Origin of the sequence: Nonomuraea sp. NPDC026600, assembly GCF_040638335.1 — a bacterium.
GTDB lineage: Bacteria > Actinomycetota > Actinomycetes > Streptosporangiales > Streptosporangiaceae > Nonomuraea.
In genome coordinates, this window is record NZ_JBEZYD010000058.1 from 38251 (window position 1) to 64894 (window position 26644).

A 26644-nucleotide genomic window follows, 5' to 3' on the forward strand; every position below is an offset into this window, starting at 1 on the left:
CTGTCACGCACGTCTTCGGCTCCGCGCAATATGTTCGAGACGCGACGTTACGTGGATTGGCGCGCGCTTTCCACTGCCTTGGTGATCGAGCGGAGGTCCATGTCGCCTTGGTAGCGGACGCCGTTCAGGAACAGGGTGGGCGTTCCTCGGACGCCGCTCGCGCGGCCCGACTCCTCGTCCCGCGTGATCGGAGCCGCCTGCCCGGGTATGTCGGACCACGGCTCGACGTCCAGTTCGTCGGCGTAGCGGGCCAGGTCGGTGTCGGTCAGGAAGCGCTGGTTGTCGTAGAGGGTGTCGTGCATCTCCCAGAACCGGCCCGCCCTCGCCGCGGCCTCGGCGACCAGCGCGGCGGGATACGCCCGAGGGTGGATGGTGCGGAGCGGGAAGTGCCTGAAGACCAGCCGCACGTCGCTGTTCTTCTCCAGCAGCTCGTCCAGGATCGGATGGAGACGTCCGCAGTAGGGACATTCGAAGTCGCCGTACTCCACGATGGTCACCGGCGCGTCCGCCGGTCCCCGTACGTGGTCGTCCGGTCCCACGGGCTCGGCCAGCAGTACGGGCAGCTCCTCCTCGGGCTCCGCGTCGGGCGGCGCGCACACCCCGCCCCGGTCCCAGGCCATCCGGAAGATCGCCCCGCCCAGCAGCGCCGCCAGCAGCGATCCGGCCAGGATGCCGATCTTCGCCTGGCTCTGCACCGCCGGGTCGTCGAAGGCCAGGTCCACGATGAACAGCGCCACCGTGAACCCGATGCCCGACACCGCCGCCCCGCCCAGCAACTGCCCCCACACGAGGTTCCCGGGCAGGATCCCCCAGCCGAACTTCAGCGGCAGCCAGGTGCCCAGCGAGATGCCGACGAACTTCCCCAGCAGCAGCCCGGCTACCACCCCGAGCGTGATGGGCGACGTCACGGCCGTGCGCAGCGCTTCACTGTCGAACCGGACCCCCGCGTTGGCCAGCGCGAACACCGGCACGATCACGTAGCTGCTCCACGGGTGGAGCAGGAGTTGCAGCCGCTCGTTCACGGACACGGCCCGCCGCAGCGTGCGCGTCGCCTCCCTGGCCGCCGCCGCGCTCGGGTCGCTGGTGAACTCGTGCACGGCCTCATCGGCGCGCAACAACTTGTGGTCGCTGGGCGCGTAGACGAACACCAGGATGCCCAGCGCGATGCCGATCAGCGTCGGATGCACGCCGCTCTCCAGCGTGGCCACCCACAGCGCGAACCCGAGCACGATGTACGCGGGCGGCCGCCAGATCTTCAGCCACCGCAACGTCATGATCGCCGCCAGCAGCGCCGCCGCGACCACCAGCGCGACGACGTCCAGGCTCTCGGTATAGAAGATCGCGATGATGATGATCGCCAGCACGTCGTCGACGATCGCCAGCGTCAGCAGGAACACCCGCAACGGCTCCGGGCAGCGCGCCCCCACGATGGCGAGCATGCCCAGCACGAACGCGGTGTCGGTGGCGATCGGCACTCCCCACCCACCGGCTCCGGGCCCACCCGCGTTCAGGGCCAGGTAGACACCGGCGGGCACCATCATCCCGCCCAGCGCCGCCACGGCCGGCACCCCGATCAGCCGCCGGTCCCGCAACTGCCCGAGCCGGGCCTCGTACGAGATCTCCAGGCCGATGACGAAGAAGAAGACGGTCATGAGGCCGTCGTTGACCCAGTGGCGCAGGTCGAGGTCGAACGCGGCGCTGCCGAACGACAGGCCCATGGTGGTGTGCCAGAAGGATTCGTAGGTGTCGCCCCAGGGCGAGTTGGCCCACAGCAGGGCCAGCAGGGTCGCCCCCAGCAGCACGCTGGTGCTGCCCGTCTCGGTCTTGAAGAACGCCCGCAACATGGTCTGACCCCCGAAGCCTGATCATAGGCTCCATGGCCGACTTGGCTCGCTACCGGTACAAACGGGACCGCTGATGGCCCCTGCCTCCGCCGCTCCACCGCGCTTCAGGCGGTGGAGCGGCGAGCCGTTGGTTCGAGCGGTTCCGGAGAGGGGCTGCTCGGGACGGGATCGCGCCGCTACCGGATGCTCATGAATTCGGGGTGGGGGTGGGGGTTTCCGAGACCGATGATGTCGGGTCGGGGGTCGGGGTGTCCGTTGGTGTCTCGGTCGGGGTCACGGTCTCCGTGGGGGTGGGGCAGACGGCCGGGGTTCGCCACTTCGGCTGGCCTGTCAACCACTGCTTCGGCGGCCACCAGTCGCGGTTGCGCCAGGAGACCTTGGTGGGCCGCGACAGATCGAAGACGTAAGCGGCCGTGGCCGTCGTCTCGCCGCTGCCGACGGTGGGCGTGATGGTGGGGGTGAGGGTTTCAGTGACGGTGGGGGTGGGGGTGGCGGTTTCGGTTGGGGTAGAGGTGGCGGTTTCGGTGGGGGTTTCGGTTGGGGTGGGGGTGGGGGTTTCGGTGGCAGCGGTGGTTGTGGCGGTCACCGATACCCAGTCGCCTTCCTTGATCGCGCTGGTGCCGCGGCGTCCCGCGATCGTCCGAGTGGACTCGCCGATCGCGTACACCTTCTCGAAGCCGTCCTGGCTCTTCACGGTGATCGAGTCCTCAGCGACCGCGGTCGCCTGCCCGGTCTGGGCGAGCAGCGTGATGACGCCGCAGCCGTCGTCGGTCGCCACCGCGAACTCGCCGTGCATCGCGCCGACGAAGCCCCAAGGGTTGATCGGCGGTAATGCGGGCGCGGTGGATGACGGCGTCTCGGTCGGTGTCTCCGTGGGTGTCTCGGTGGGGGTCTCGCTGACCGTCGCCGTGGGAGTGGGCGACTCCGCCGGTGTCGTCGCCGCTCCCGACGCCGCCGCCGCGGACACTCCGATCCCTCCCGTCGCCGCCAGCGCGATGGTCGCGGTGACGATCAGCGATCGTGGGACGCGCCTGCGTGGCTCGTCCGGTCTGATCGAAAGTTCCTCGTTTGGTTGGTCAGAACTCGTTGGCGTCACTATGTCCTCCAGCTGAGTTGTTCCGATTCAATCCCTGTCGATCTAAAACGGGAGTAAACCGGACGCCTGCCGCATCCGAGGCTCGTACTCGGGCCGCGATCAGCGAGGTCCAGCCCCAGCCCAGAAGCGCGGCGGCGCGCAGGCTCAGGCTCACCGGTCCCGAGTCCGCGGGGCCGTCGCTCGCCAGCGTCCCGCCCACCAGCAGCGCGGGGAGCGCCACGCCGGTGGCCGCGCAGGCGAACGCCCACCGACGATCTCCGTACGCGGCGAAGCGGCGGGTGAAGACGAAGCAGGCGGCGGTCAGCGAGCCGAACACCACGATGGCCCCGACGTTGTGCAGAACGGAGCTCAGGCCGAAAACGTGGGGCGGGTCGGCGGGCGCGCCGGGCGGGTAGCCCCACGCGGGTTCGGTCACGAAGATCCCGGCGATGACCAGCCCGATCCCGTAGGCGCCGATCAGGATCGGTCCCCAGGTCCCGCCGGGACCGGGGCGCAGCGACCGCCACAGGCCCACGGCGGCGGCGATGAACAACAGCCCGGTGATCGTGAAGTTGGCGATCTGGATCCATCCCAGATCCCCCAGCCCCAGCATGCTGAGCGGGTGCCGGCGGGGGTCGAAGCCCGCTCGGGTGTAGTCCTGGACCAGGACCACAAGGATGAACAGCGGCCCGGCTACGGCGCCGCACGCCAGCAAACCCCTGGTCGATGGCATGGCCCTCCCTTTCTCACGCGACCAATTTAGCAATGCTAAGGATGACTTAGCGCTGCTAAGGTGTCAATTGATGGACAGTGACAAGCGGCCCCGGTTGAGCCGCGAGACGATGATCGAGACGGCGCTGCGACTGCTCGACGAGGTCGGGCTGGAAGGGCTGACGGTGCGCCGTCTCGCCGCCGAGCTCGGCGTACAGTCGCCGGCGCTCTACTGGCATATCCGCACCAAACAGCAGCTACTCGACGGGATGGCCGACGCGATCATCCTGGGCGCCGGGATGGGTCCGCCCCGCGACGGCGAGTCCTGGCAGGAGTGGCTCGGCCGCCGCGCCCGCGCCTACCGCGACTCGCTGCTCGCCCACCGCGACGGCGCCCGGATCGTCTGCACCGCGGCTCAGCTCAGCCCGGCGACGGTCCGGATGTTCGACCAGGAGTTGGCCGCCATGGTGGGCCGCGGATTCACTCCGGCGCTGGCGCTGCGGACGATCACCAGCGTCGCCCACTACGTCAACGGCTTCGTCCTCCAGGTGCAGGGCGAGCGCCGGGAGCCGTCGGCTCCGCCGGAGGACCTGCTCGCCGCCCTGACCGGTCAGCTCGACGGCGGCATGTCGGCCCCGCTGATCGCGGCCCTGCTGGAGGGCGGCAACCCCCTCGGGGAGGAAGCCTTCGAACACGGCCTGCGCGCACTCATCGACGGCACGGCCGCGGCCCTCCACACCTCCGGAAGGCAGTGAACGGCAATGAGCCCGGGCCCCGCGCGGCCCGGGCTCATTGGGTCATTACCGGGTGATCTTGACGTCGTCCACGCCCGCCTCGACCAGGCTCGCCCCTGACGCGTCGGCGGCCTCGATCAGGACGCGGACGCTCTGCCCGGCGAAGGCGGAGACGTCGGCACTGGCCGTACTCCAGGCTCCGTCACGATTACTCGCGGCCCCCAACTGCTGGAACACCGTGCTGGTAGTGCTCCCCACCACCTTGACGCGGAAGAAGTCGGCGGTGGAGGCGTTGCTGCCGTGCGCGAGATACCACGACAGCGACAGCCTGAGCGTCCCGCTGGACGGCAGCGTGATCGGCGGCGACTGGATCGAGGTGGTGCCGCCGTCCAGGTCGTTCGCGCCCGCGCTGGACCCGGCCAGCCTGCCGGTGACCAGGTCGTTCGTGCCGCTCACCGTGGTGCCGAGCTGCTTGGTGCCGCTGGACGTCGTCGCCTCCGGGTCGCCGCGCTCCCACTGGCCGGTGGTCGCGGTGTCGGTGCCGCCGGCGTTGGTGGTCCAGCCGGTGGCGGTCTCGAACGTGTCCGACCAGACGGTCGCGGGCGGTACGGCGGTGGCGATCGTCCAGACGGAGTACGCGATGGCGTCGGCGTTGCGGTCGAGCGCGGTGTCGTTGATGTTGGCGCTCGTGTCGCAGGAACGGTGGTAGCAGACGTCGAACGCCTGGCCTGACGTACCGCCCCAGAGCTGCGCCTGCGCGCTCGACTTGATCCCCTCCGCGCCCGTGAACGTGCCGCCCGCCGCGATGCCGACGGCGATGAACGGGCCGTAGTCGGAGCGGCCGTCGAAGTCGGTGCCGCGGGTCGGGACGCCGATGGAGGAGAAGTACGCCGCCAGGGTCTGCTCCAGCTCCGCCGACCCGGCCGGGCCCGGCCCGGAGCCGACGCCGTCGGAGTTGTCGCCGTCGTAGAGGAAGTAGCCGGGGTTGGGGGAGCCGACCATGTCGAAGTTCAGGTACGCCTTGATCTTGGCGCGTTCGGTGGCGGCCAGGTTGTTCACGTAGAACTGTGAGCCGCGCAGGCCCAGCTCCTCGGCGCCCCACCAGGCGAAGCGCAGGTGCTTCGTGGGCTGAAGCGCCTGGCGCGAGACCTCCAGTGCGGTCTCCAGGATCGACGCCGAGCCCGAGCCGTTGTCGTTGATGCCGGGGCCGGCGGTGACGCTGTCGAGGTGGGCGCCGGTCATGAGGATGTCGTTGGGGTCGCCGCCCTGCCAGTCGGCGATCACGTTGTAGCCGGTGGCGCCGTTGTAGGTGAAGGGTTGCAGCGTCGTGGTGTACCCGGCGGCGTCGAGCTGGCCCTTGACGTAGTTGGCCGAGGCCAGGTAGCCGGGCCGGCCGTGCGCGCGGGTGCCGCCGTTGTTGGTGGCGATCGTCTGCAACTGCGCCAGGTGGGCCTTGACGTTGGTGAGGGAGATGTTCGGCGGGGCGGCCGCGACGGCCGTTGACGCGGGCGCGCTGAGTGCCAGTGGTACGGCCAGTGCGAGAGCGCCTAATGCTGCGAGGAGCTTCATCGGGTGCCTCCGTGGGGGTGGACAGAGGGGAGACCGCTCGGTAGATCCCGGTCTGGGACGTTGGGCAGGCGCGGACAGCCCCGTAACAGCCGCGCTGCCTGAACGTAACCAGCGGACCTCATCCTGAGAAGACCCATTTGTCACAACTGTCCAGCCACGGTCAGTCAGCCCGAGTGGCCTCAGGCCCGTACGGTGAGGACGGCGCGGGCCTGGCCGCCGTTCTGGCAGTAGACGACCACCGAGTACGTGCCTGCTCGGACGGCCTTGAACGACGGCGTCCAGGCGACGGTGGACACCGGGGCGACCGCTCTGCGCGGGCTGAGCGCGTTGGAGGCCACGCCGCGGACCGTGGACTCGCCGCACACCGCCGTGACCGTCACCTGCCGGCCCACCCTGACCGAGGCGGGGCTGACTCCGGCGCCCGCGTTGATCGCGGACAGGGCGATGCCGCCGGGCTGCTGCGCCGGAGGAGCGCCGGTCGGGGCGGTCGTGGGCGTCGTGGTGGTGGTCGGCTTGGTCGTGGGCGCGGCAGTCGGGAGTGTTGTGGCCGGGGGTGTTGTGCCGCCGCCGAAGGTCACGTCCGAGCAGGAGTAGAACGCCTCGGGGCTGTCGCTGCGCTGCCAGATGGCGTAGATCAGGTGGCGGCCCTGCTTGGCGGGGAGCTTGCCCTGGAGGGTGTAGGCGCCGTCCGTCAGCGCGGGGTCCCGCTGGGTGAGGAACGGCTTCGACTCCAGGTCCGACCACTTGAGCGGCTTCGAGGGGTCGTAGCCGTCCTTGGTGACGTACAGGTCGAAGGAGCCCTTGTGCGGAGCGGTGGCCCGGTAGCGGAAGGTGAACGCGGCGCCGCTCGACATGCCGGTGGCGGGCCAGTCGGCGCGTGCCTGATCGAAGCCGCGGTACTTGTCGCGGCCCGCGCTGCACAGTTTGCCGTCCGGGATGATCTCGCGGTGCCTGCCGGCGGCGTTCGCCAGGTTGACCTCGTTCCAGTCGTAGAGCGGCTGGGTGCCGCCGAGTTCCACGGCCTTCTTGCAGGCGGCGGACTTGGGGCTCTCCGGGTTCTCGCTGAAGCAGACCATGGTCCGGCTGGGCGGGTTGTTCATGGTGCCGTGGGCGCCGGCGGCTCCGGGCGCGACGGTCAGGACGAACAGCGTGGGCGCGGTCAGAGCGGCGGCGGCGATGGCCTTGCGGTTGATCTGCATGTAGATCACGTTGAAGCATGGAAAAGGGTGAAAAATGCTCTTTAAACCGCTCTTAAGGTTGGCTTAGGCGGCTTTTCAGTACGGCGGATCCAGACCTGCACCTGGGCCCCGCCCAGCGACGAGCGGTCCAGCCGGAGCGACCCGCCGGACGACTCCGCCAGCCGGCGGGCGATGTCCAGGCCGAGCCCGGTCGAGCCCGCGCCGCTGGTGCCCCGCTCCAGCGCCGCGGCCGGATCGGCGATGCCGGGACCGGCGTCGGAGATCAGGATGCCGACCGTGTCCTTGCCCTCATGCAGGGACACGCTGAACGCGGTGCCCTCGGCCGTGTGCCGGAACACGTTGCCGAGCAGCGCGTCCACCGTCGCCGTCAGTTCGGCCGCGGGCACCGGCACCCGTACCGGCAGCGTCGCGCCGATGAGCTGCCACGGCCGCTGCTGGTCCTCCGCCAGCGCCGACCAGAACGTCAGCCGGTCACGCAGCACCTCGGCCGCGTCGCAGGCCCGGTCGGTGCGCGACGGCCGCCTGGCCGCGGAGATGATCGTGTCCACCTCGCCCTCCAGCCGGGCCAGCGCCTGCCTGCTCGGCTCGGCCTGCGTGCCGAGCTGGTCGAGGCTGAGCCGGAGCGCGGTGAGCGGCGTACGCAACCGGTGGGACAGGTCCGCGGCCAGCTCGCGCTCGGCGGCGAGCAGGTGCGTGACCTGGTTGGCCATGGCGTTGAACGCCGTGGCAGCCGCGACCAGCTCCGGCGGTCCCTCGGGATGGATGCGCTCCCTCAGGTCGCCCGCGCCCAGCGCGGTGGCCGCCGAGCCGAGCCGGCGGGCCGAGCGGACCACGCGGGCGCCCAGCCGGTCGCCGACCAGCACCGAGCCGAGCACGAGCACCACGGCCACGCCGGTCAGCACCGCCCAGGATGTGCCGACCCCCCGGTTCAGGTCGTCGGCCGGCACGAACACCTCGATCACCGCGCCCCGGTCACCGTCCAGCGCGACCGGCCGGAGCAGCACCTGGCCCGCCGGCAGTTCGACGGTGCCGGCCCTGGTCTGCGCCGCCGCCCGCGCCACGTCGGCGGCCGGGGCGCGGGACGTGCCCGCGGTCGGGCCGCCCTTGACGTGGATGGCGAGCAGGTCGCGCCGGCCCGCGTCGGTGCGGGCCATCGCGTGGGCGAGGTCCTCCGTCCTGGTCGTCAGGGCCAGTACGGGGACCAGCGCCGACGCTTGGCGTTCCGCGCCGGCCACCGCCCTGCTCCGCGCGGTCTCCTTGACGATCAGGGCGAGCGGCACCAGGAAGGCCAGCGCCACCATCGAGGTGACGGCGACCATCAGCACGGCCAGGGCCCGCCTCATCGGGGTGCGGACAGCATGACGCCGACACCTCGGACGGTATGCAGATAGCGGGGTTTCGAGGCGCTTTCGCCGAGCTTGCGGCGCAACCACGACAGGTGCACGTCGATGGTCTGGTCGTCCCCGTACGCCTGGTGCCAGACCTCGGTCAGCAGCTCCTTACGGGTGACGACCCGGTCGGCCCGGGTGGCGAGGTAGGCGAGCAGGTCGAACTCGCGCCTGGTCAGCGTGAGCGGCCCGCCGTCCAGCGCCGCCGCCCGCCGGTTGGCGTCGACGACCAGCCCGCCCACACGCAGCACCTGCGGCGGCGGCGCGGACCTCGCCCGCCGCAGCACGGCGTCCAGCCGAGCACTCAGAAGCCCACCGGAGAACGGCTTGACCAGGTAGTCGTCGGCGCCCGCCTCCAGCAGCCGGACGATCTCGGTCTCGTCGTCGCGGGCCGTGGCCACGATGACCGGTACGTCGGAGATGCCGCGCACCATCTTCAGCGCCTCCGAGCCGTCGAGGTCGGGCAGGCCGAGGTCGAGGATGACGGCGTCCGGCGGGTGCTGCGAGATCTCCCGCAGCGCGTCCAGGGCGCAGCCCGCGCTGCGCACCGCGTGCTGCCGTCCGGCCAGCTCGCGGATGATCGCCGATCGGACGAATTCATCATCTTCAACTACAAGAACCGTCGCCATTCACCCCACCCATACATAATTCGTTCATGCGTCGCGCCTTTAGATACGTCGTGATCTGGTGTGGAGCCACTGTGATCGCGATCTCAGTGTCGTGGTTCGGGGTGCGCGGCGTCTTGCGTACCGAGTTCGTGGACGATGTCCAAGTTGAGCCGTTCGTGGCGCAGGCGGTCTCGGACGGCGACCGTACTCCCAGCAAAACGCCCACGCCCACCCCAAAGCCCACGCTCGCCCCAAAACCCACTCCCAAGCCCGCGCCCAAGGCCACCCTCACCCGCACGGCCACGCCCACCCGCACCAAGCCCGCGGTGCGGAAGACGCCGACGCTCGCACCCACGACGGCCCCGAAGAACCTGCGAGTGGTGTCGGTGAAGGGTGGGGAGGTGGCGTTCACGCTGGGCCCTGAGGGCTGCCGCCTGGTGTCGGCCACGCCCAGGGGCGGCTACACCGCCAAGGTCGCCAGGAACACCGGCTGGATCAGGGTGGACCTGGTCAAGGGCGAGCACGGCTCGGGCGTGTGGTGCATCAGCGGCGAGCAGCGCACCGACACCTGGGAGTACTGATGCCCACTACTGCGGACGGCGTAGCCGAGCCATCGACTTGGGGCCGATTCCGATCACCGCGCGAGGTGCCAGCGTAAGGGCATGGACGCACTGCGGAAAGCGCTGGGAGCCCTCTCGGTGGCCTATGCGCTGATCTTCTTCTACGCGGCGCTGCTGCACACCGGGCTCACGCTCGGCCCGCTGCACGAGCCCGTGATCGTACCGGCGGCGATAGTGGAGACGCTCTGCGGCGCGGTCCTGCTCATCGGCGCCCGCGGCGCGCTGACCGGCCGGCCGTGGGCGTGGGACGGGCTGATCTACACGCACGCGGGGGCGCTGGCCGGGGTGCTGATGGGGGTACTCGCGCTGGCGTTCGGCGCGGCCGAGACGACCACGCTGAACACCTGGTATCACCGCACGATGGCGACGCTGCTCATCGCGGGCCTGGCCGGCGCGCTCTACACGTCGAGGCTGCGCAGGTAGGCGTCGGCCTCGGCGATGTGGTCCTCGGTGAAGACGCGGATCCCGCTGAGCTCCAGCAGCGCCGTGGTGACGCCCTGGCCGGGTGTGCGGCGGCCCTGGAACGTGCCGTCATAGATGGTCAGCGCGCCGCACGAGGGGCTGCCCTCTTTCAGCACCGCCAGCCGTACGCCGAAGGACCGGGCGACGGCGAGTGCCGACTGCGCGCCGGACAGGAACTCGGCCGTGACGTCGGACCCGTCGGCGGTGAGCACGCGGGCCGCCCCCGACAGCACGGCCGCGCCGCTCACCCCGCCCTCGATCTCGGCGGCCGGGCGGGGGACCGGCAGCCCGCCCTCCACCTCGGGGCAGAACGGCACCAGGCGGCCCTCCTCGCGCCAGGCGGCGAGCAGCACGTCGGCGCTGGTCTTGGCGCCGCCGTCATAGCGCACCCGCCGGCCCATCAGGCAGGCGCTGACGAGGACTCTTTCCATACTGCCGATCCTATGAGCGCGATCGGCACCAGCGAGACGGCGGCCAGCGCGATCGCGCAGCCGAACGCGTAGGTGAACGGCTCCGCGACGCCCGCTCTGGTGAAGACCTGCAGCAGTACGGCCAGCAGCGCCACGCCGAACGACGACGCCAGCCGTACCGAGATGTTGCTCAGCGTCGAGGCGGCCGGCATGGCGGCCCGCTCGACCGTCTTGAACGCGGCGGCCGCCACGGACGGCGCGACCAGCCCGTGCCCGAGACCCAGCACGAACATCGGCACGAGCCCGCCGAACAGCACGAACCCCAGCACGCCGAGCGTCGCCAGCACCACACCCGCCGCCCCGACCCCGCGCGGCCCGCTCCGGTCGGTGAGCTTGCCGGCGATCGGCATGGTCAGGGCGGCGCCGGCACCCATCGGCGCCAGCAGCAGCCCCGCGTCGAGCGCGTCGCCGCCCTGGGCGAGCTGGCTGTAGAGCGGGACGAGCACGGTCACGCCGAACAGCGCGGCCGAGTAGCAGATCAGCGCGGCCACCGCGGCCGCGAACGTGCGGTCCCTGAACAGCCGCAGGTCGAGCAGTCCGCCCGGAGTCCGCACCGCCCGCACCGCGAACACCGCCACCAGCGCGAGCCCGCCCCACAGCGCCGGATGGGCGAGCGAGGCGCCGTTGCCCACCTCCGACAGGCCGAAGACCAGCGCGGCCAGGCCGGGGGAGAGCAGCGCCAGACCGAGCACGTCCAGGCGGCCGCCACCGCTCGGCCGCCCGCCGGGCAGCAGCTTGATCGCGGCGAGCAGGGCGATGACGCAGACGGGCAGGTTCACCAGGAACAGCCAGCGCCAGTCGAGGTTCTCCACGATCACGCCGCCGAGCAGGGGCCCGAGCACCGGGGCCAGCATCGCGGGCACCGAGACCATGGCCATTCCCCGGCCCATCCGGTCCTGGCCCGCGGCCTGGGCGATCATCGCCTGGCCGACCGGCATGAGCAGGCCGCCGCCCAGCCCCTGCACCGCGCGGAAGGCGATCAGGGCGCCCACCGACCAGGCCGCGGCGCTCAGGGCGGAGCCGCCGGCGAACAGCACCAGCGAGGTCAGCCAGACCGCCTTCGTCCCGAACCGGCCGACCGCCCAGCCGGTGACCGGAATCGACATGGACAGGGCCAGCAGGTAGCCGGTGATCACCCACTGCATGGTGGACAGCGTCGTGTGGAAGTCGCGGGCCAGGGCGTTGACCGCCACGTTCATGATCGTCGTGTCGAGGATCGTCATGATCACACCCAGCAGGACCACCAGGCCGGTCGTCTTGAGAGGATCTCGTACGCTGTATCGCATGCCGTACAACGTAACACAATTCGTACGGTGTATCGGCTCGCTTAGACTGAGCCCGTGAGTTCCGTCTGGTCGCGGCCCGCGCCGCAGCGACGTCCCGCGCTGACCCGGGAGGCGATCGTGGCCGCCGCGATCGCGATCGCCGACGCCGAAGGGCTGGGGGCGGTCTCCATCCGGCGGGTGGCCACCGAGCTGGGCGCCCGCGCGATGACGCTCTACTCCTACATCGAGCGCAAGGAAGACCTGCTCGACCTGATGGCCGACGAGGTCGCCGCCGAGGTGCTGGTCGACGAGCCGCTGCCGGAAGACTGGCGCGCGGCGATCCTGACCATCGCCCGGCGCGAGCGGGAGGTCGTACGCCGGCATCCGTGGCGGGTCGACCTGGTCGCCCAGCGCGTCTCGGTCGGGCCGAACGGCCTGCGCCATGTCGAGCAGTCGCTGGCCGCGCTCGACGGGCTGGAGGTGGACCAGCTGACCAAGTGGCGGATCCTGGCCACGGTCGACGACTACTCGCTGGGCTACATCATCCGCGAGTCGCTGGAGCGCGCCGCACCCCGCACGATGGGCGTCAACGACGCCGAACGGGCCGCCATCGCCGAGCCGTACATGCGGGAGCTGGTCGCGAGCGGCGCGTTCCCCCGGCTCGCGCCGCTGATCGAGGGCGGCGTTGCGGGCGCCGACGACACCTACGAGCGGGGGCTCAACTGGCTGCTGGACGGAATCGAGGGCGACCTACCCGGGCGATAGCCTTTTCCCGATGAACACCACCGTCGCCACGATCGTGATCGTCGGCTCGCTGCTGCTCGCCCTGGCGAGCCTGGTCACCGCGATCCGCAACCGGCCCATGGGCATGGTCCTGCTCATCGGGTTCGCCGTGCTGGAGGTGGCGGTGCTGGTCCAGGCGGGCATCGTGATCGCCGCGGTCGTCGGCGGTCAGGGTCCGGCCGCGAAGGCCACCCTCTACGGCTACCTCGGCGGCCAGGCGGTCATCCCGCCCGCGGGTGTCTTCCTCGCGCTGGCCGAGCGGAGCCGGTGGGGGCCGGCGATCCTGGTCGTGGCCGGGTTCGCGATCGCGGTGATGACGGGCCGGTTGCTGCAGATCTGGCAGGGCCTCCCGTGACCGCGCCGTCCCTCGGCAGCGGGCCAGGGCGGGCGCTCGTCGCCGTCTACGGGCTCTTCGCGCTCGCCGCGGGCTCGCGGGCCACGGTGCAGATCGTCACCCGGTTCGGGGAGGCGCCGCTGGCCTACACGCTGTCGGCGTTCGCCGCGCTGGTCTACATCCTGCTCACCGTCGCGCTGATCCGTGGGGCGCGCACCCTCGCGCTGGCGGCGCTGGGGGTCGAGCTGGCGGGCGTGCTGCTCATCGGCACGGCCAGCGTCCTCGATCCGGCCGCCTTTCCCGAGGCGACGGTCTGGTCGGTCTACGGGAAGGGTTACCTGTTCATCCCGCTGGTCCTGCCGTTCGTCGGCCTCTACTGGCTGTTGCGCAGGCGTTAACCGACCACGGGTCTGGGCGGGGGCCACCGCCGCCCCCGCGCAATGAGCCGCCGCAGGGTACGCCGCCCGTCCTGTGACGGTCTGATGACAAGCCTCCCCGAGTATCTTGGGGGGTTTTGTCATAGTCAGGAATAAATGGGTGTTTCGGCCCTGTTAAGATGACGATTCATCCCATGACTTGATGAGTGGAGGACCGTCCCCGCATGAGCGTGCTCGCCGCCCCAGAGACCAAAGGCAGATCCCTCGTCTGGCTCCTCGTGCTGGGAATCGTCCTCGCGGCGCTCAACCTGCGCACCGCCGTGACCAGCGTGGGCCCCCTACTCGATCAGCTCGCCGGCGCGCTCGGCATGTCGAGCGTCGGCACCGGCCTGCTCACCACGCTGCCGGTACTGGCCTTCGCCACGGTCGGCGCGGTCACGCCCACGCTGGCCCGGCGCGTGGGCGAGCACCGGCTGCTGCTGCTCGCGCTCGTCACGCTCGGCACCGGCATGCTGGTGCGGTCGCTGGTCGGCTCCGCGCCGGTGTTCCTGCTGAGCAGCGCGGTCGCGCTGTCGGGCGGGGCCGTCGGCAACGTCCTCATCCCGACGCTGATCAAGCGCCACTTCCCGGCCAGAACCGGGATCATGACCACCGTCTACACCGTCGCACTCGCCGTCGGCACCATGCTCGCCGCCGCGGCCACCGTGCCGATCGAGCGCGCGTCAGGTGACTGGCACATCGCGCTCGGCGTGTGGGCGGCCCTGGCCGCCGTGGCCGCCATTCCGTGGCTTGTGCTCCTGCGCAGTGAGCCGGAGCGGCACACCGGCCGGGGGGACGCGGGCATTCGCCGGCTTGCCCGGAGCAAGCTGGCCTGGATGGTCGCGCTCTACTTCGGCAGCCAGTCCATGATCGCGTACATCATGTTCGGCTGGCTCGCCACCATCCTCACCGAAGGCGGCTACACCACCAGCCAGGCCGGGCTGGTGCTCGGCGTGTTCACCGCGTTGAGCATCCCGGTCTCGATCCTGGTGCCCGTCATCGCCTCGCGCTTCGCCGATCAGCGGCCCGTCGTCGTCGGGCTCGTCGCCTGCTACGCCGTCGGCTTCGCCGGGCTGTGGCTCGCGCCGATCTCGACGGCGCTGGTCTGGGTGACGTTCGTGGCGATCGGTATGGGGTCGTTCCCGCTGGCGCTGATGATGCTCGCCCTGCGCACCCGTACGCCGGAGTCCACCGCCGCGTTGTCGGCGTTCGGGCAGAGCGCCGGCTACCTGATCGCGGGTGCGGGGCCGCTGCTCGTGGGGGTGCTACACCAGATGACCGGTGGGTGGACGCTGCCGTACGCGCTGATCTTCGCGGTGCTGGTCGTGCAGCTCTTCACCGGCCTGTACGCGGGACGGAACCGGTACCTCGAGGACGAGTCCGCGCCGCTGGACGCGCTGCGGGACGACCAGCCCGTGCCTGCCAGAATAGGCGGATGAATTCGACAGTCGTCACCTTCCCCGACGGTCATGTCAGTGGCCGTTCGGAGATCGTCGGGGTCGTGCCGGCGGGGGGCCGGCACGGCCTCGTCGTCGCCGAAACCCCCTTTCACCCGCTTGATCACACCTGGCCGGACCAGCCGGCCGACCGGGGCACGATCGGCGGGCTGCCGGTGGCCGACTGCGTCACGGGGGCCCAGTCGGGCACCGGCGAGATCTTCCTCGGCCCCGACATCCCGGTACGCCGGGGCACCGAGGGCTGGGCCTGGCTGGTCGTCCACGTGACCGGCACCCCGCTGCCCGTGGGGACCGAGGTGGCGCTGGAGGTGGACCCCGGCCACCGGGCGGCGCTGTCGGCCGGGCACACCGCCTGCCATCTGGCCGCGCTCGCGCTCAACGCCGCCCTGGCCGGGCACTGGCGCAAGCCGGTGGCGCCGGACGGGCTCGGCCACCCGGACTTCGACCAGAGCGCGATCACCTCGTCGCGGATCTCCCCCTTCGGCAGCGAGGATGTCTACCGGCTCGGCAAGTCCCTACGCAAGAAGGGGTTCGCCGCCGACGGGCTGGAGCTCTCGCAGGTCACCGCGGAGGTGAACGACCGGCTCAAGGAGTGGGTCGCGGCCGACGCGGCGGTCTGGCTCGACGTGCCGGGGCCCGGGCTGACGGCCCGCCGTACGTGGCACTGCGCCCTGCCGGAAGGCGAGACGTCGATCCCGTGTGGTGGCACCCACGTCCGGCGTACGGCGGAGCTGGGGGCCGTTACGGTCGCGCTGTCCCTGGAGGATGCCGCGCTGACCATGCACACCACTACTTCTCTTTGACGTTCTGAAGGAAGGCCAGCACCCGCTGCCACGCGTCCGCGCAGGCCTCCTCGTGCTCGGCGGCGGTGGCGTCGAAGAAGCCGTGCGGAGCGCCCGGGTAGGTGATCAGCTCGTGCTCCACCCCCGCCGCCGTCAGCGCCTCGCCGAACTCGCTCACCTGCTCACCCGTTATCCCGTGATCGGCGCCCCCGAACAGGCCCAGGATCGGCGCGCCCAGCTCGGCCGCGTGCTGCGTCGGTCCTGGACCGTACGGGCCCGCGATGCCCGGCGCGCCGTAGAAGCCGATCACGCCCGCGAACCCGAAGCGCGGCGCCGAGGCGAAGAACGCGTTGCGCCCGCCCATGCAGAACCCGAGCGCCACCACCGGCCTGCCCAGCCGGTCGGCCGCGGCCATGATGTCGTCCTGGATCGTCTCCCTGCTGAGTTTGGAGACGTGCTCCATGATGGGGAAGCCCTCGCCCCGCTCGTCGTCGGTGGCGGTCCTGCCGTAGTAGTCGATCGCGATGGCTGGATGACCCTGTTCGGCCAGCCGTACGGCGAGCTGCTGGTAGAAGTCGTGCAGCCCGCGTACGTCGGGCAGGATGACCACGCCCGGCCCGCGGACGTCGTCGGGACGAGCCTCGAAGGCGGCGAACGCGGTGCCGTCGGCCGAGGTCAGCTTGGTGCCGGAGGACGTCGTGCCGGTGATGGGGGCGGCGTGGGCAGGTGGTTTCGCGTCATTGTCGTAGCACATGGTGCGGTGAAATTACCAAAGCCAGATTGATAAAGCTAGACTTGTCTTCGTGCTCGCGAAAGATCTGCGGCTCGCGGTCGGGCGGTTGGCCCGGCGTATCCGCCAGCTGTACACAAATGCCTCAGACGACGACGTTTCCTTCACTGAGCTCGCGGTCCTGTCGCGGCTGGAGCGGGAAGGGCCGCACACCTCGGCCCAGCTCGCGCACCTGGAGAAGGTGACCGCTCAGGCGATCGGCACGGTGCTGGGTGGGTTGCATCGCCGTGGCATGGTGTCGCGCGGGCCTGATCCGGTCGATGGGCGGCGGGTCATCACCGTCATCACGGATGCGGGGCGGGGTGCGCTGGACAGCCGCGAACAGCTCATCACCGAACGGCTGGCTGTGGTCGTCGACTCGCTCACCGAGGAGGAGCGGTCTCGTTTGGCCGCCGCTCTGCCCATCCTGGTCGTCCTGGCGGAACGCCTCTGATCTCTGTCAGCATGTGTTGACAAGCGGCTGCTTGTCAGCGCATGCTGACACTATGAAGGTCAACGAGCTGGCCGAGGCGGCCACTGATCGGGATCCCGGCGTGGGCTTGGCGGCCGTCGCCGCGCTGCGAGCCCTGCTGGAGGAGCTCGAGGCCACGCACGTGTCCAACGCCCGGGACCAGGGGTGGTCCTGGGAGCAGATCGCCGAGGCCCTAGGGGTCAGGCGGCAGTCCGCCCACCGCAAGCACGCCCGCAGGATCGGAAGGTAGCCGCATGCTCGAGAGATTCACCGGCCCCGCCCGCCGCGCGCTGATCAGGTCCGGCACGCTGGCCCTCGACGCGGGACGCCCGGCGCTCACCCCTGACCTCCTGCTGCTCGCCCTGGCCGAGATCCGGCCGTTCTCGCTGGACGGTTTCACCGTGACGGCTGAGGACGTTCGGCGGCATGTCGACCTCGGTGACCGCCGTGAGCTGCTCGCCACCTTGGGGATCGACCTGGACGCGGTGCACCGGCGTACCAGGGCGGGGACTTCCGACCCTTCGCGGTGGCGGCTGACGCGGTCGCGCCTCAACCCGCTGCGGGTGATGCTGTACGGGCCGTTGGGGGCGGTTCCGCTGGCCATGCACGCGCGGAAGGCGGTGGAGGTGGCGATGTGGCGGCCAGGGGCGGTTACGGGGGAGCGGCTGCTTTGGGGGCTGCTGGCGGACTACTCGAACGGGGCGGGGCGGATCCTGCGGGCCGGTGGGGTGGATCTGCGGGCGCTGGTGGAGGAGGCGGGGATACCGGTGGCTCGGACGGCTTGAACCGACCAACCCGCTGGTCAGGAGGGGACCTCGAGGTGGGCGATCTTCTCCGGGTTGGCGAGGAGGTAGATGGTGTCGATCTTGCCGTCCTTGATGAGCAGGGAGATGACGGTGATGACCCGGCCCGCGACCGAGACGACCATCGCGGGGGCGCCGTTCACGTTCGCCAGGCCGTACGACATGGTGGAGAAGTCCCCCACACCGATCGAGGCCATGAACTTGGCGATGCCCTCGGGGGTGGTGATGGACGCCAGGAAGCGCGTCACGTTCTCGGCACCGGTCAGGGCGCGCAGCGGGGAGCGGGCCTTGCCGCCGCCATCACTGATCAGCGTCACTTCACTGGACAGCAGGCCGATCAGCCCGTCCAGATCGCCGCTGGTGGAGGCGCGGATGAAGCGTTCGGTGATGCGCCGTCGCTCGCCGAGGTCCACGTCGAAACGGGGCCGCTTCTCCTGTACGTGATCGCGGGCCCGCCTGGCCAGCTGCCGGGTGGCGGGCTCGGTCCGGCCGATGGCCTCGGCGATCTCGGAGAACGGCAGGTCGAACGCCTCCCGCAACACGAACACCGCCCGCTCCAACGGCGAGAGCGTTTCGAGCACCACAAGCAGCGCCAGCTCGACGGAGTCGGCCAGCTCCGCGTGTTCGGCGACGTCGGGCGCGGTGCTGATCGGCTCGGGCAGCCACGGGCCGACGTACGACTCCCGCCGCGACTTCACCCACCGCAGCCGGTCGATGGCCAGCCGCGACGTGGTCCTGAACAGGTACGCCCTGGGGTTGGCGACGGTCGTCTCGTCCACGCCGGACCAGCGCAACCACGCCTCCTGCACCACGTCCTCGGCATCGGCCATGCTGCCCAGGATCCGGTACGCGGCGCCGGTCAGCAGGCTTCGGTGGTCCTCGAAAGTCGACATAGGACTAAAGACGTATCACGGTGGATCGTGTGTGACACGGGCGCCCCGGGATTCCGATACACTAGGTGCGCATCAAGGGGCTATAGCGCAGCTGGTAGCGCACCTCCATGGCATGGAGGGGGTCTGGGGTTCGAATCCCCATAGCTCCACTCGTTGACGGGGTTGTCTTGGTCGCATGTTCCCCCTTCGGGGGCATGCTCCCCCGGGCCGACTCGTTTGTTTGCATCGGGGGATAACCCCCGAACCCCCAGCGTCGGGCCAAAGGGCCTCGCTTCGCTCGGGCGTCTTATTCGAAGCGTGGGCTGCGCCCACGCACGCTGCCCGCTTGGCCTTGTCGGCACCGTCACTCAGTTGGCCGGCTCGGAACCTGATGGGAGCCACCAGGTTGCCCTCCGGGGCGCTGTTCTGGTCACGGTCGTAAGGGTTACTCGCGCCGCGGGTGCGGAAGTTATCCATGACGTGGCCTTGGATGGCTTGTTCGCCCACAACCAGAAAATCCCATTCGGTTGGCGTATCCTTGCGCGTATGATTCCTCGGCGATGGTCGACCAGTCAAGTTCTTATTTGTCGTAAGGAATAATGGCTCTCAGTGTCTATCGTGAATGGTAATACTCGCCCGTCGCATCAGACGTTCGAGGTCATCGAGGTGTAGCTGTAGCGAAGTGGCGCTTCTGCGGCACGGCGCATGGAGTCGTTCATGCGGTATCGAGCGGAAGCGAAGCCCAAACGACTTTCCCGCCAGTTGGCGGCCATCTGGTGCCCCATCGCTTAGACAGTGCTTCGACCAGAACGAGGCCGCGGCCGCCTTCGTCGTCAAGGGTCACGTCGCGGCACTGTGGTGGCTCCCGTTTGGGATCCCACACCTCGACCACCAGTTCACCGGCGAGCTGGTAGAAGCACAGGCAGACGACCTCCATGCGGTCGTACAAATCCGGGTAGCGCGTCTGCGGCGGAATGATGTTGGTGGCCTTGATCGCGTTTGTGACTATCTCGCTGACGACCAGCTCGGCGTCATCGACTACCGGCAACAGGTGCCATTTGCTCATCAAGAGCCTGGTGTGCATCCGGGCCGTGGCTACGGACGAGGCCATCGCGGGAAGTGGGATGCAGCTTACGAACTGATCTTGGGCGGTCTTGGCCATAGCGCCTCGCAACTTCTGGTGCACGACTGGCCGACGCTCCCTTTGCTGCTGTTGTCTACGTCCGCCAGTCGTGCGGTTCATAAGGGTCAGCCCGGCGCGCAGAAAGCGAGTGGGTCGTTCTGCGCTCCGGTTTGTCGGAGACCGGGAAATCCCCGCAACGTGACCTTGCCCTGCACCTGACCGAGGGGGCTATACCACTTCCCGCATAAGGTGGTTATGCATCCCATGCATAACCACTTACGAGGCGTATTGGGGGTCGTTTACACTCGGTTGTAGCCCCTGTCCAAGCAGCCATTTGCCAGCTTATTCCGTTTCGCTTTAATTCGAATTGGATAATTTACAGCTGGACTGGGTGTATTGGGCAGGTTCTCGGGCCAGGCGCAACACGAGGGGACAAGCATGACGACACGGCAGAGGCCTCGATCCTGTGCGGCCTGCGGGACGCGCCTGGCCAGCGACAACCTGAGTATCCGTTGCGGCCCCTGCCAGCGTCGACGTGATCAACCCGCGCGCAGCCGCCAGCCGTGCCGCCGGACTTCTGGGCCGACAACGCCTTGCAGCAAGCGTTCGCCTCCCGGCACATCGGGCGGGTTATCCGGACGTACCGTCACCATTCCTGGCACGGGAGGCCGCTCTCCCAGGAATGCGTGGCTGGGTGGTTGCGTCTCAGTCAGGCCCAGCTCAGCCGCGTCGAATCTGGGGCGCCTGTCCAGGACCTCACGCGTCTGATCGCGTGGGCACGGCTGCTGGGCATGCCGCCTGCTCGCTTGTGGTTCCAGATGCCGGAGAACAGGGAGATGACCGCACCGCGGTTCTTCCCAGGAGCAACAGGGCACGTCCGCTCGAACATCGTCCATCCTGTCTGGACAGCTGTCAGTGTCGGTGAGCTACCACCGGATGAAGCTGTCCTGACCGATGCCCGCCGCTACGTCGACGGGTCCGTCGTGGAGGTCCTGCGCCAGCAGCTCGATGAGAGCAAGGCCGACGACGGCAGGCTTGGTCCGGCCGCTGTCCTGCCGCAGGTGCTGAAGATGCTCGGCGCTATGCAGCACGCTGTCCGCGAGGTGAAGCCTGACGTCCGGCGGGCGTTGCTGGCGGTGGGAGCGGACGGCGCGGAGTTCGTGGGCTGGCTATACCGTGACCTCCGCGACCTGCGTACGGCCACGTACTGGTACGACCGGGCGATCGAGTGGGCGCAGGAAGCCGACGATAGCGCCATGCAAGGCTATGTGCTGCTTCGGAAATCCCAGCTGGCCTATGACCGACGCGACGCGCTGCGGGTGCTCACCCTGGCCGAGGCGGCGCAGCGGAGCACTAACCGGCTTCCGTGCAAAGTCCGCGCCGAGATTACGCAGCAAGAGGCCTTGGGCCTGGCCATGCTCGGCGAACCGCTGCGCATGGTCGAGCAGAAATTGGACGACGCCCGTCAACTGCTCGCACGCACGACGGGCGACGAGGCCGACATGCTCGGCGGCGCCTTCACCGACGGCACTCTCCGGCTGCGCAGCACCGCGTGCTACACCGAGGCGGGCAAGCCCGGCCAGGCGGCCGAGATGCTCGGCGACATCATCGCCGGCGACAGTCTTTCCGCACGCGATGCCGGTTATTTCCAGGCCAGGCGGTCAGCCGCGCTGGCCCTGATCGGGGAGCCGGACGAGGCGGCCATCTTGGGTCTGAAGGCGGCGCGGGTCGCTCAGGCCACGCGCTCGGGGCGGACGACCGTCGTGCTGACGGACATGATGCAGACCTTGAGCCGCTGGGGTGCGCGGCCGCACGTTCGGGAGCTGCGGGAGGCGCTACACGAGGGTCGCACTGCCTAATCCCCAGCCCGCACCCACTGCGCCACCGTCTGAATCACCGACGCCTGCCAGAGCTGGCTTTGGGGGTTGAGGTACTGCGGGTCGTCGTGGACGGCGAAACCGTGCTGTGATCCTTCGATCTCCACCAGGGTGCAGGGGGCGGTGAACTGGGGCACCGCCGCGCGTGAGGACTCGATGGGCACCAGCGTGTCCCCGGTGCCGTGGATGATGAGCGTCGGCGCCTTGATCTCTCCCAGGATCGTGTGCGGTTGCAGCCAGAAGACCTCGTTGAGCAGCGGACGGCCGTGCTTCAGGCTGGGAGTGAAAGCAATAAATCCCTGCTCGGTGAGCTGCTGGGCGGTTTCCTCGTTCAGGTAGTCGTCGTGCCAGTACGGCCTGCTGTCGATGGTGCGTTTCTTGTAGTCGAATTGTGGGTTGAGTAGTACCAGCCGCTGGACTTCCTCGGGCCGGTGGGCGGCGTAGTAGCCGCAGATCCCGCCGCCGAAACTGGCGCCGAGCAGGCTGATCCGGTTCGCCCCTGTCGCATCGTGTACATGGCGCAGCGCTACCCGAATGTCATTGAGGATCGTGGCCAGGGTCAGTTCCTCCTGGCGGCCTTCACTCTCACCGTGGCCGCGCAGGTCGAAGCGGAGCGAGGCCAGCCCGGTTTCAGCGAGCCCGGCCGCCAGGCGGGTGAAGAAGCCACTCTCCTCGCGGGTGACGCCGCCGCCATGGACGAGGACAACCGCGGATTCGGTCGATTCGCCGGGCGTTGCCAGTGTTCCGGCGAGGTGGAGGCCGTCGAGGGTGCGCACGGTGACGGACGCGCTTTGGACAGGCATGGCGCTCCTGGAGGTGATGGAAAACGCCATGGTCCCATCAACGAGGGAACGAGTGAACGACTCGCGGCGACAGCGAAGCGCGATCGTCTCCGTGAGGTACCGTCAGGATCCTGGCGACGTTGCAGCAACCCCTGGACCAGCGTTCCCGGGTCGACCCCAGTGAGTAGCCCCGACATTTCTGGCTCGATCCACCTCCTAGCGCTGTCCAAACTGACTGTCTCGCGCCACCGAACCCTGAGCTCGCGCCACCGAAGGTTGAGCGATGGATCGGCTGGCCACGATATGAGCAGCAGCGGCAGTCGTGACGTAATGTGTGCGGGGTGTCCGTCATCGCCATAGTCGCGGTAGTTCTGATCGCCCTCCTGCACGTCTACATCCTGGTCCTGGAGATGTTCCTGTGGACCGGTTCCCGGGCGCGGGCCGCCTTTGGTACGACAGAGGAGTTCGCGGCCTCGACCAGGGTGCTCGCCGGCAACCAGGGTCTGTACAACGGGTTTCTCGCGGCCGGGCTTCTGTGGGGCGCCTTCGCTTCTGATCCGGTCGGTTTCCAGGTGAGGGTTTTCTTCCTTGCCTGCGTCATCGTCGCCGGGCTGTACGGTGCCGCGACGGCGTCGCGCAAGATCCTCTTTGTCCAGACCGTCCCGGCCCTGGCCGCGCTGACGCTGGTACTCCTGGCCCGCTGAAGCCGGTGCGGCTACCCGTGGCCAGGTGTCGCCCAGCACGTCGCGCGGTGACCCTGCGCGGCCAGTGCGCCGAGGTGGGTGCGTACGACGTCCGGGCAGTCGGGTCCGCTCACCAGCTCAGGACGCAGTACCGCGTTGCTCGCTCGCGACTCAAGACGGTCACGATGCCCTCCGAGGGTTGAACACCCAGGTCCGCAACAGTACGAACCGCACGATGCCGGCCAGGCCGTTGGACACGATGACGGTGGCGAGCTCGGTGAGGGACGACGTGGCCGAGGGCAGCAGATCCAGGCTCACGGTGGTGATCGCGAGGGCGATGCAGAGGACGAGCAGGCTCTCCAGGTGGGTGCGTACCGCGCCCGCCCGGCTGGTCATCTCGAAGGTGAACCTGCGGTTGGCCGCCGTGCTGGCGATCGTGGTGAGGACCATGGCAGCCGCGTTGGCGGTGACGGAGGACACGATCATGCTCAGGATCGCGAACAGCAGCAGATAGGCGAGCGTGCTGACGAACCCGATGATCATGTACGCCGGCAACTGGCGGGCCATCCCGGCGGGCATCAGGGCCTGCCGGACCCAGGCGGCGAAGGAGCAGGCCCGATCGGAAACCCGTACTCGCTGCTCGTCATACCCGCCAACCGGCCCTTCGGCCGGTTGGCTTCCCGCCGTCTCGTCCCGAAGGGCCGTCTCCGTCATCGTGCTCACGACTATGACGATGTCCGGCCGCTCTTGGGCGGGCCTGATGTGACCATTAACGTCGGCTGAGAAGTACCGGCGGCGACGGGCAGGTCAGGCGCGCGCGGTATGACCGCCGAGGCCCGCCCAGCTGGAGAGGGCGAACGGAACCCTCAGCCGTTCATCTTGCTGGTCACCGTTTCGGGGTCCGGCGCCTTGATCGACACCTTGGTACCCCACCCGGTGAAGCGGCTGTCGATTGATGGTCTTGCCGTCGAATTCGCTCTTGTCGAACACCCCCGTCGCCGCGTACGAGGTCTTCACCCTGCTCACGAGCCCGGCGGAGGTGAGTGTGAGGGTGTAGGTGACCTTCTCGTTGTGCATGCGCAGCGGGATCGACCCGCCGAACCAGGGCGACACCTTCTCGAGCTCATCGAAGGTGATCTTTCCTGTGATGGTGCTCCTGGTCAGCCTGCCCTTCTTGATCAGCGTGGCTAAGGTCTTCGGCTCCACGGGGTTGATGACCTGCCCGTAGAAGCCGCCGGCACCGCCGTACATGCCGCCGCTCTTGAGCCAGGTCTTGCCCTCCGGGAGGCGGTCGTTGAACAGCCCGCCCGAGGTATAGCTGGCCTTGCCGACGGTGATACTCCGCTCAGGCTCGGATTTGAGCGCGTTGGTCTTGATGTCGGCGGCCGCGATGCCCTTGGCGTTGAACTGGAACGTACCTTTGCGGTCCTGCAGTTTGACCTTGTCGTCGCCCGAGAGAGTGGTGGTCTCGGTGAACCGCACACCGTGCCCAGAGATCAGCTTGCTCTTCAGGGCTTGGACGGGATTCTTGGGGGCGGCGGCCTGCGCGGGGGTGGCGGGCACCAGCAGAGCGCCGCAGGCCACCATGGCCGTGATCATCTTCTTCATGAGCCGTGATCATGCCGGAAGCGGATCACGAGGAGAGCACGCCACATATGACAACCCGTTCAAAGTAAGCCGTCATCATCTCCGCAAGGCAAAAGGCCCGGCTCCGGTGCGGATTCCAGAGGTCAGCTCCACTGTGCGGCGTACCAGATGCCGTACTTCTTGATCGTGGCGTGGACTTCGACCTTGCCGTTGTCGTAGTCCCGCACCGGCCCGGCGTAGGTGGAGTACTTGCCGGCGTCGACGGCGTCCCAGCCCGCTCGCCATTCTGCGGCGCTCGGGCTGGGACTGCCGACGGCGCTGTTGTCCCTCGAGTTGCTCAGGCCGTCCTTCAGACGAACGGAGATCCACTGGGTGCCATAGGAGTTGGAGGCCACCGTCCGGGCGCACATCATCCTGCCGCTCGCATAGACCTCCAGGTAGCCGACCACCGCCTGGGTCTGGCCTCCCTTGACGGGCACCTTGGCGAGCCGCGTTCCGGAGCAGCCGGCGGTCGCCGCGGACGCGGGACCGGCCGGTGTGGCCACGCCCGACATGGCCACACCGGCCGTGACGGCGATCGTGACCATTGTTCTGCGTAGTCTCATCTGAAGCTTTCTCCCTGATGTCGTGGCTCATACGTCTCGTAGGTCTTCGCACAGCGGGATCGCTGTCCGGAGACGGGCACCCACGTTAGAAGCCGCGATCCTCGTTCCGTCCTCGCCCAGTCCTCGCCTCTCCGGCCTTCCCCGCGAGCTGCGGATCCGCGGATGGCGAACGAGAGGTCAATCGCCGGGCGACGGGACCGAAACCGAAGACAGCCGGGCGCGGGCCAGCGCGGAGTCGGGGTGGTCCAGTTCGTCGAGCACGGTCAGGGCCTGCCGCCACGTGCGCCGAGCCGCGCCGATCTCGCCGACGGCCTGGTGAGTGTCGCCGAGGTGGAGGCTGGCCGTGGCATACAGGAAGCGGTCGCCGACCTCGACGGTCAATGCCAGCGACCGCTCGTAACAGGTGACGGCCTGCTCGTACTGGCCGAGGTGGTGGTGGGCGTAGCCCAGGCTGTCCCAGGTGGCGGCCAGCCCGTGGCGGTCTTCCGTTTCGTCGTACAGGGTGAGGGCCTGCCGACAGTGGAGGAGGGTCTTTTCGTACTCGCCGAGCAGGGCGTGAAACCAGCCGAACGAGTTGAGAGCACGGGCCTGTCCAGACCGGTTGCCGGTGGCCTTGTAGAGATCGAGAGCCTGCTGGACGTGATGGATGGCGTCCTGGGGTCGGTTCCGCAGTTCGAACATGCTCGACAGGTGGCCGTGGGCGTGAGCCTGACCGGTGCGGTCGCCGAGCCGGGCGTATAGATCAAGAGCTTGCAGGAAGTACGTGTGAGCCTCGTCGTAGCGCTCCAGCCGGGTGCAGGCCCGGCCGAGGCCACGGCTGGCGTGGGCTTGGCCCGGCAGATCGCCTTCGTCGCCGGCGGCTTTCAGGGCAGTGGCCTGGGTGGTGGCGTAATCGCGCCAGTGTCCCCGCCGGTCCAGGAAGTCGGTGAGGGTCCAGGCCAACTGCCAGGCGTAGGTGCCGAACCCGGTTTCGGCCGCCCGCTCCACGGCCGCGAGCAGGAGCGCGTGCTCGGCGGTGAACCATGCCAGCGCCTCGTGGTGATCCCGGAAATCCACCTGAACGGTGCCAGGCCGGAACGGCGCCAGAGGGATGCGTTCCCGGTGCGGGTTGAGCAGCCGATTGGCGACGTCCGCGACATGGAGGTAGTGGCCGAAGAGGCGGTGGAGCGCGGTCTGCCGCTCGGCGGCAGGTTCGTGGACGTGGACGAGTTCGCCGGCGTAGGCGCGCATCAGGTCGTGGAAGGCGTACCTGCCGGGTACGTGCTCGGTGATGAGATGGGCGCGGGCCAGCTCGGCCAGCAGCGAACGGGCCCGAGACACCGGGACGCCGGCCAGGCTCGCCGCCGCGGGCACT

30 protein-coding genes and 1 tRNA gene are annotated in these 26644 nt (G+C 69.3%); 14 read left to right on the forward strand and 17 right to left on the reverse strand.

Features of this window, described 5'->3' with window-relative positions:
• Positions 1-47: 47 nt before the first annotated feature.
• From nhaA to AB0F17_RS61395, 3 genes are all read right to left on the reverse strand, one after another.
• Entirely contained in the window at positions 48-1844 is a 1797-nt protein-coding gene (nhaA, locus tag AB0F17_RS61385) for a Na+/H+ antiporter NhaA (protein WP_358045218.1), read from the reverse strand.
• A 187-nt stretch (positions 1845-2031) separates the two neighbouring features.
• Complete coding sequence (locus tag AB0F17_RS61390; RefSeq protein ID WP_358045221.1) at positions 2032-2811, reverse strand: hypothetical protein; 780 nt, start codon at positions 2809-2811, stop codon at positions 2032-2034.
• A gap of 109 nt (positions 2812-2920) precedes the next feature.
• Positions 2921-3652, reverse strand: a complete 732-nt coding sequence (locus AB0F17_RS61395; protein WP_358045224.1) for a DUF998 domain-containing protein — start codon at positions 3650-3652, stop codon at positions 2921-2923.
• Positions 3653-3722: 70 nt separating this feature from the next.
• Between AB0F17_RS61395 and AB0F17_RS61400 the strand changes: the two genes are divergently transcribed.
• On the forward strand, positions 3723-4385 hold the full coding sequence (locus AB0F17_RS61400; protein WP_358045226.1) for a TetR/AcrR family transcriptional regulator C-terminal domain-containing protein: 663 nt from the start codon (positions 3723-3725) through the stop codon (positions 4383-4385).
• A 45-nt stretch (positions 4386-4430) separates the two neighbouring features.
• Here AB0F17_RS61400 and AB0F17_RS61405 read toward each other — a convergent pair whose 3' ends face one another.
• From AB0F17_RS61405 to AB0F17_RS61420, 4 genes are all read right to left on the reverse strand, one after another.
• Positions 4431-5933 carry a M28 family metallopeptidase gene (locus tag AB0F17_RS61405; RefSeq protein WP_358045229.1) on the reverse strand — a complete coding sequence of 501 codons (1503 nt, stop codon included), beginning with the start codon at positions 5931-5933 and terminating at the stop codon, positions 4431-4433.
• 179 nt (positions 5934-6112) lie between these two features.
• Positions 6113-7132 carry a lytic polysaccharide monooxygenase gene (locus AB0F17_RS61410; RefSeq protein ID WP_358045232.1) on the reverse strand — a complete coding sequence of 340 codons (1020 nt, stop codon included), beginning with the start codon at positions 7130-7132 and terminating at the stop codon, positions 6113-6115.
• Between the two features lie 41 nt (positions 7133-7173).
• Positions 7174-8475, reverse strand: a complete 1302-nt coding sequence (locus AB0F17_RS61415; protein ID WP_358045235.1) for a HAMP domain-containing sensor histidine kinase — start codon at positions 8473-8475, stop codon at positions 7174-7176.
• Positions 8472-9149 carry a response regulator transcription factor gene (locus AB0F17_RS61420; RefSeq protein WP_358045238.1) on the reverse strand — a complete coding sequence of 226 codons (678 nt, stop codon included), beginning with the start codon at positions 9147-9149 and terminating at the stop codon, positions 8472-8474. Before AB0F17_RS61420 ends, AB0F17_RS61415 begins: the two co-directional genes overlap by 4 nt.
• A gap of 71 nt (positions 9150-9220) precedes the next feature.
• Between AB0F17_RS61420 and AB0F17_RS61425 the strand changes: the two genes are divergently transcribed.
• Both AB0F17_RS61425 and AB0F17_RS61430 read left to right on the forward strand, forming a co-directional pair.
• Complete coding sequence (locus AB0F17_RS61425; protein WP_358045240.1) at positions 9221-9709, forward strand: hypothetical protein; 489 nt, start codon at positions 9221-9223, stop codon at positions 9707-9709.
• 81 nt (positions 9710-9790) lie between these two features.
• Positions 9791-10171: a hypothetical protein gene (locus tag AB0F17_RS61430; RefSeq protein WP_358045243.1), complete on the forward strand. Its 381-nt coding sequence runs from the start codon at positions 9791-9793 to the stop codon at positions 10169-10171.
• Here the strand turns inward: AB0F17_RS61430 and AB0F17_RS61435 are convergent.
• On the reverse strand, positions 10147-10641 hold the full coding sequence (locus tag AB0F17_RS61435; protein WP_358045246.1) for a DUF523 domain-containing protein: 495 nt from the start codon (positions 10639-10641) through the stop codon (positions 10147-10149). The genes AB0F17_RS61430 and AB0F17_RS61435 overlap by 25 nt on opposite strands.
• Entirely contained in the window at positions 10611-11966 is a 1356-nt protein-coding gene (locus tag AB0F17_RS61440) for a DHA2 family efflux MFS transporter permease subunit (protein WP_358045249.1), read from the reverse strand. The genes AB0F17_RS61435 and AB0F17_RS61440 overlap by 31 nt, the downstream gene beginning before the upstream one ends.
• A 54-nt stretch (positions 11967-12020) precedes the next feature.
• Here AB0F17_RS61440 and AB0F17_RS61445 point away from each other — a divergent pair, with 54 nt between their 5' ends.
• The 5 genes from AB0F17_RS61445 to AB0F17_RS61465 all read left to right on the forward strand — a co-directional run bounded on the left by AB0F17_RS61445 (position 12021) and on the right by AB0F17_RS61465 (position 15738).
• Positions 12021-12710 (forward strand): TetR/AcrR family transcriptional regulator C-terminal domain-containing protein, encoded by a 690-nt coding sequence (locus AB0F17_RS61445; protein WP_214642889.1) that lies wholly within the window; start codon positions 12021-12023, stop codon positions 12708-12710.
• 10 nt (positions 12711-12720) lie between these two features.
• Complete coding sequence (locus AB0F17_RS61450; protein ID WP_358045252.1) at positions 12721-13083, forward strand: hypothetical protein; 363 nt, start codon at positions 12721-12723, stop codon at positions 13081-13083.
• Positions 13080-13460, forward strand: a complete 381-nt coding sequence (locus tag AB0F17_RS61455; protein ID WP_214642887.1) for a hypothetical protein — start codon at positions 13080-13082, stop codon at positions 13458-13460. The genes AB0F17_RS61450 and AB0F17_RS61455 overlap by 4 nt, the downstream gene beginning before the upstream one ends.
• Before the next feature lie 203 nt (positions 13461-13663).
• A complete protein-coding gene (locus tag AB0F17_RS61460; RefSeq protein WP_358045255.1) occupies positions 13664-14917 on the forward strand; it encodes an MFS transporter in 1254 nt (417 codons plus the stop codon).
• Entirely contained in the window at positions 14914-15738 is an 825-nt protein-coding gene (locus AB0F17_RS61465) for a metal-dependent hydrolase (protein WP_358045258.1), read from the forward strand. The genes AB0F17_RS61460 and AB0F17_RS61465 overlap by 4 nt, the downstream gene beginning before the upstream one ends.
• On the opposite strand, the gene AB0F17_RS61470 is transcribed toward AB0F17_RS61465, so the two are convergent.
• The gene (locus AB0F17_RS61470; protein WP_358045260.1) at positions 15725-16471 is read right to left on the reverse strand and encodes a dienelactone hydrolase family protein; all 747 of its coding nucleotides are present in this window, start codon (positions 16469-16471) and stop codon (positions 15725-15727) included. The two genes, AB0F17_RS61465 and AB0F17_RS61470, sit on opposite strands and share 14 nt — an antisense overlap.
• A 49-nt stretch (positions 16472-16520) precedes the next feature.
• Between AB0F17_RS61470 and AB0F17_RS61475 the strand changes: the two genes are divergently transcribed.
• From AB0F17_RS61475 to AB0F17_RS61485, 3 genes are read left to right on the forward strand one after another with little or no spacing between them, the layout of a single operon-like run.
• Positions 16521-16940 carry a MarR family transcriptional regulator gene (locus tag AB0F17_RS61475; protein ID WP_358045263.1) on the forward strand — a complete coding sequence of 140 codons (420 nt, stop codon included), beginning with the start codon at positions 16521-16523 and terminating at the stop codon, positions 16938-16940.
• Between the two features lie 52 nt (positions 16941-16992).
• The gene (locus AB0F17_RS61480; RefSeq protein ID WP_358045266.1) at positions 16993-17208 is read left to right on the forward strand and encodes a helix-turn-helix domain-containing protein; all 216 of its coding nucleotides are present in this window, start codon (positions 16993-16995) and stop codon (positions 17206-17208) included.
• Between the two features lie 4 nt (positions 17209-17212).
• On the forward strand, positions 17213-17743 hold the full coding sequence (locus AB0F17_RS61485; protein WP_358045269.1) for a Clp protease N-terminal domain-containing protein: 531 nt from the start codon (positions 17213-17215) through the stop codon (positions 17741-17743).
• A gap of 17 nt (positions 17744-17760) precedes the next feature.
• Here AB0F17_RS61485 and sigJ read toward each other — a convergent pair whose 3' ends face one another.
• Positions 17761-18654 carry an RNA polymerase sigma factor SigJ gene (sigJ, locus tag AB0F17_RS61490; protein ID WP_358045272.1) on the reverse strand — a complete coding sequence of 298 codons (894 nt, stop codon included), beginning with the start codon at positions 18652-18654 and terminating at the stop codon, positions 17761-17763.
• 76 nt (positions 18655-18730) lie between these two features.
• Here sigJ and AB0F17_RS61495 point away from each other — a divergent pair.
• Positions 18731-18803 (forward strand) — tRNA-Ala (locus AB0F17_RS61495).
• A 545-nt stretch (positions 18804-19348) separates the two neighbouring features.
• Here the strand turns inward: AB0F17_RS61495 and AB0F17_RS61500 are convergent.
• On the reverse strand, positions 19349-19795 hold the full coding sequence (locus AB0F17_RS61500) for an ATP-binding protein (RefSeq protein WP_358045275.1): 447 nt from the start codon (positions 19793-19795) through the stop codon (positions 19349-19351).
• A 524-nt stretch (positions 19796-20319) separates the two neighbouring features.
• Between AB0F17_RS61500 and AB0F17_RS61505 the strand changes: the two genes are divergently transcribed.
• Positions 20320-21615 carry a helix-turn-helix domain-containing protein gene (locus AB0F17_RS61505; protein WP_358045278.1) on the forward strand — a complete coding sequence of 432 codons (1296 nt, stop codon included), beginning with the start codon at positions 20320-20322 and terminating at the stop codon, positions 21613-21615.
• Here the strand turns inward: AB0F17_RS61505 and AB0F17_RS61510 are convergent.
• Positions 21612-22466 carry an alpha/beta fold hydrolase gene (locus AB0F17_RS61510; RefSeq protein WP_358045281.1) on the reverse strand — a complete coding sequence of 285 codons (855 nt, stop codon included), beginning with the start codon at positions 22464-22466 and terminating at the stop codon, positions 21612-21614. The two genes, AB0F17_RS61505 and AB0F17_RS61510, sit on opposite strands and share 4 nt — an antisense overlap.
• Positions 22467-22756: 290 nt before the next feature.
• On the opposite strand from AB0F17_RS61510, the gene AB0F17_RS61515 reads away from it, so the two are divergent.
• Positions 22757-23119 (forward strand): DUF1304 domain-containing protein, encoded by a 363-nt coding sequence (locus tag AB0F17_RS61515; RefSeq protein ID WP_358045284.1) that lies wholly within the window; start codon positions 22757-22759, stop codon positions 23117-23119.
• A gap of 159 nt (positions 23120-23278) precedes the next feature.
• On the opposite strand, the gene AB0F17_RS61520 is transcribed toward AB0F17_RS61515, so the two are convergent.
• The 4 genes from AB0F17_RS61520 to AB0F17_RS61535 form a co-directional block, all read right to left on the reverse strand.
• A complete protein-coding gene (locus AB0F17_RS61520) occupies positions 23279-23812 on the reverse strand; it encodes a GtrA family protein (protein ID WP_358045301.1) in 534 nt (177 codons plus the stop codon).
• Between the two features lie 93 nt (positions 23813-23905).
• Positions 23906-24706, reverse strand: a complete 801-nt coding sequence (locus AB0F17_RS61525) for a hypothetical protein (RefSeq protein ID WP_358045287.1) — start codon at positions 24704-24706, stop codon at positions 23906-23908.
• 122 nt (positions 24707-24828) lie between these two features.
• Entirely contained in the window at positions 24829-25290 is a 462-nt protein-coding gene (locus AB0F17_RS61530; protein ID WP_358045290.1) for a hypothetical protein, read from the reverse strand.
• Positions 25291-25467: 177 nt separating this feature from the next.
• Positions 25468-26644, reverse strand: a 1177-nt coding sequence (locus AB0F17_RS61535; RefSeq protein WP_358045293.1) for a tetratricopeptide repeat protein, incomplete at its 5' end; no start/stop codon positions are given.